Source organism: Shewanella sp. AS1 (assembly GCF_021412565.1).
Classification (GTDB): Bacteria; Pseudomonadota; Gammaproteobacteria; order Enterobacterales; family Shewanellaceae; genus Shewanella.
The window spans coordinates 1-258 of the sequence record NZ_JAKCLJ010000156.1 but is presented as its reverse complement, the minus strand read 5'-3'; the positions used below and the strand labels follow the sequence as shown (position 1 = coordinate 258).

Genomic DNA, 258 nt, shown 5'->3' with positions numbered 1-258 from the left:
TCTTTAAAAATTTGGAAAGCTGATAGTAATAACCGAAAGGTTATTGCGAAATAATTGAGTTCTCAAAACACACTTAAATCAAGTGCATTGAGTATTCTTTTGGCGAAAGTAGAAACCGTTAGTTGCGGTATGATTCAGATGAAACTCATTTGGGTTGTATGGTTAAGTGACTAAGCGTATACGGTGGATGCCTTGGCAGTCAGAGGCGATGAAGGACGTAGTAACTTGCGAAAAGCGTTGGCGAGCTAGTAACAAGCA

The 258-nt window shown here is 39.5% G+C and carries 1 rRNA gene; it reads left to right on the top strand.

What is annotated here, in order from left to right:
- Positions 1-160: 160 nt before the first annotated feature.
- Positions 161-258, top strand: a 23S ribosomal RNA gene (locus tag LZP69_RS16485); the annotation flags it as partial.